Source organism: Rahnella sp. PD4 (assembly GCF_049199325.1).
In the GTDB taxonomy this organism is placed as follows: domain Bacteria; phylum Pseudomonadota; class Gammaproteobacteria; order Enterobacterales; family Enterobacteriaceae; genus Rahnella; species Rahnella perminowiae.
Window position 1 is genome coordinate 1 of record NZ_JBLZQF010000038.1, and the last position, 264, is coordinate 264.

Here is a 264-nt window from a genome sequence, read left to right on the forward strand (position 1 = left end):
TGGACGGCGGCGCGGCGCAGGCGGCGGTGCAGGACGCGGCCGGACAGTGGCACTTTACTGTGCCGGCGGCCCTCGCTGACGGCGAACATAACATGGTGGTGACGGTCACGGATACTGCCGGTAACAGTACGTCCGGTGAGGCATTCGCCTTTACCGTGGACACCACGCTGAGCCTGCCGGTTATCGATCTGACCGATGCGTCCGACAGCGGCGCGGATATGACCGACAACATCACCAATAACACTACCCCGGCCTTTACCCTGA

The 264-nt window shown here is 63.3% G+C and carries 1 protein-coding gene; it reads left to right on the forward strand.

Annotated elements, in window-relative coordinates; genetic code table 11:
• Positions 1-264 (forward strand): Ig-like domain-containing protein (locus ACOZIO_RS25105; protein ID WP_421595883.1); only part of this gene is annotated, 264 nt, incomplete at both ends.